The 2,937-nt window shown below is 58.4% G+C and carries 3 protein-coding genes; all 3 read left to right on the top strand.

Annotated features, from left to right (window positions below):
• Positions 1-557: hypothetical protein (locus AC3B8H_RS19935; RefSeq protein ID WP_488443264.1), on the top strand; the 557-nt coding region annotated here is incomplete at its 5' end.
• Between the two features lie 135 nt (positions 558-692).
• On the top strand, positions 693-1,691 hold the full coding sequence (hflK, locus tag AC3B8H_RS19930) for an FtsH protease activity modulator HflK (RefSeq protein WP_488443263.1): 999 nt from the start codon (positions 693-695) through the stop codon (positions 1,689-1,691).
• Positions 1,688-2,641, top strand: coding sequence for a protease modulator HflC (hflC, locus tag AC3B8H_RS19925; protein ID WP_488443262.1), 954 nt, complete (start codon positions 1,688-1,690; stop codon positions 2,639-2,641). The genes hflK and hflC overlap by 4 nt, the downstream gene beginning before the upstream one ends.
• Positions 2,642-2,937: the final 296 nt, after the last annotated feature.

Genomic DNA, 2,937 nt, shown 5'->3' with positions numbered 1-2,937 from the left:
TTCATACGCCCGGGCAGACCACTTATGGTTTGTTGTGCTGCCGATTCGCTCAAGAACATACCCGTTTAATGGCCAGTCAGGGTGAGCATTCCGAGGAGCGTTTGCTTCAAAGTTTACTTTGGCGGCAGATTAAGCAGACCGTGAAAACTTGGTACGGCTTCAATACCGACGAGAGCGCCAAAGTGGTCGTCACGCTGGTATTGAACCGATCTCCCTGCCATTCACGCTGTGTCCCAGCGCTTTTCGACGCGCTCAACCGCTTGCAATACAATTTTTCCAAGCGTTTTTTCGACCATTGGCGTTTTATTTTGGCCTGCCGAGGTGCTTACCAAGGTCAAGTCACCGAAGCCGGATTTTACGAGCACTCCACGACAATCCGTGATTTGCAACGGATGGAGGATGCTGGATGGCAGGTGTGTGTTTTGCAAACCACGACGCCGGTCGGAACCACCTTCGATCTTGGGGATGGCTTGCCGCCTGGCGGGCAAGCCTTGTTGCAGGGCTTGATGAACCTCAAGAATGTCAGCCGGCCCAGCCTTATCCGCCTTGATGGCTGAGTTCGGCCAAAGTGGCCGGGTCGCCAGCCTTGCAGGTATTGAGTTGGCCTGGGCGCCACTTAAGCGTGATTGCATAAACCGTCGGGATTGGTCGAATACCTGTCACGATTGCGAAATGATTGGAGGAGGCCCGCAGTGAACGATGCCAAGGTGATATTCCAGCGTTTTCCCAGCGAATGGCCGGTGCCGCCGGTCGCGGTCGTTATCGGCGTTTTACTGGTGGTTGCCGCGATGATGTCGTTTTACACGATACCGGCCGAGTCCGAAGGCATCGTGCTGCGCTTTGGGCAATACATCGACAAGGTGCCGTCCGGCCTGCACGCCAAGCTGCCGTTCGGCGTCGATCAAGTGATTCCGGTGCCGACCCAGCGCCAGCAAAAATTGGAGTTCGGCTTCGCGACGCCGGGTTATTCCAATCCCGATCAAGCGGGCGACCAGCCGGCGCTGGAAAAGTCGATGGTGACCGGCGATTTGAATTCGGCGCTGGTCGAGTGGATCGTTCAATACCGGATTACCGATCCGGTGAAATATTTGTTCGATGTGCGCGACCCCGGCCAGACCTTGCGCGATTTGTCCGAAGCGGTGATGCGCGAGGTGGTCGGTGACCGCACCGTCGATGAAATCATTACGATCGGCCGCCAGGAAATCGAGGAAACCGTATTAAACCGTACCCGCGAACTGGCCGACCGCTATCAGCTCGGCGTGTCGATCAATCAGGTGCAACTGAAAAACGTCAATCCGCCGGTACCGGTGCAGCCTTCGTTCAACGAGGTCAATCGCGCCCAACAGGACCGGGAAAATGCGATCAATCTGGCCAACGGCGAATACAACAAGGCGGTGCCGCGAGCGCGCGGCGAGGCCGATCAGGCGATCCGCGCCGCCGAGGGCTACCGTTTCAAACGGATTAACGAGGCGGAAGGCGACGTTGCCGCGTTTAACCAGGTGCTGGAGCAGTATCTGAAGGCGCCGGATGTGACCCGCACCCGCATCTACCTGGAAACCTTGGGCGACATCTTGCCCCAGGCGCGGCAGCAGATCATTGTCGACGACAGCGTCCAACAAATCTTGCCGATGCTGCCGTTTGCCGACGCCAAGGCGGCACCGGCCGCCGCCGCGAGCGAGGTGGCGCCATGATGCCGCGAGTGCTGGCGATATTGTTGGCGGTGCTGGGGGTGGTGTCGACCTTTCGGGTCGATCAGACCGAGCAAGTCATCCTGACCCAATTCGGCAGTCCGGTCGGCGAGCCCATCGTCAAACCCGGCCTGCATTTCAAATTGCCGTTAGTGCAACAAGTCAACAGCTTCGACAAGCGCTACCTGGGTTGGGACGGGCCGATGGTGGAAATGTCCACCAAGGACAAAACCTATGTGCAGGTCCACACCTTCGCCCGCTGGCGTATCGCCGACCCGTTGCGCTACTACCTGCGCCTGCGCGACGAGCGTAGCGCGCAGTCGCGGCTGGAGGACATTCTTGGCGGCGAAACCCGCACCGCGATTGCCCGCCACGAATTGATCGAAGTGGTCCGCTCGGATAAGGACCGCAAGCCCTTGCAGGACGAATCCTTCACCGGGCCGTTGACCGGAGAGGGCACGCTGGGGGTGCTGCGGCCGATTCGGGTCGGCCGGGCCGCGATCGAAAAAGACGTGTTCGAGGCCGCCGCGCCGAAACTGGCCGAATTCGGCATCGAGTTGCTGGACGTGCGCTTCAAGCGCATCAACTACAACCAGCAAGTGCTGGAGCGGATACACCAACGCATGATCAGCGAGCGCCTGCAAATCGCCCAGCGCTTCCGTTCGGAAGGCGAGGGCGAGGCGGCCCGGATCAAGGGCAACAAGGAACGCGACATCAACGAAATCCAGTCCGCCGCTTACAAGTTGGTGCAACAAATTCAAGGCGAGGCCGACGCCAGGGCCACCGAGATCTACGCGAAAGCCTACGGCCAACGCCCGGAAGCGGCCGAGTTCTACAAGTTCTCGAAAACGATGGAAACCTACCGCAAGGTCATCGACGGCGACGCCAGTCTGGTGCTATCGACCGGCAGCGATTTGTACGGACTGTTGAAACGGCCGGAAAAGGGGCGTTAGCTAGGCTTGATTGGAGGCTTCCGAGACGGAAGTGGTCAATTGCTGCCGATGCCGTTTTAAGCGCCACGTTTCAGGCATATTCTGGTTGAGATGACGAATATCGACCCGTTTCTGGCAGATAAGGCTTAAGTTACGGTAACCGAAAAAGCAAAAACGCGGTCGTTCAAAATGTCAATGCGCTCCGTAAATTGCGGGCTTAATCGGATGATGGGGAAATCAATCCGGCCTTGCACGACCTGCATTGCCAATGCCGCCGAAAAACCACACCGATCCCGCCGAAACCGACTGCGATGCGG

This window comes from Methylomonas sp. BG-2 (assembly GCF_057766305.1).
This window is presented reverse-complemented; position numbering and strand designations above follow the sequence as displayed.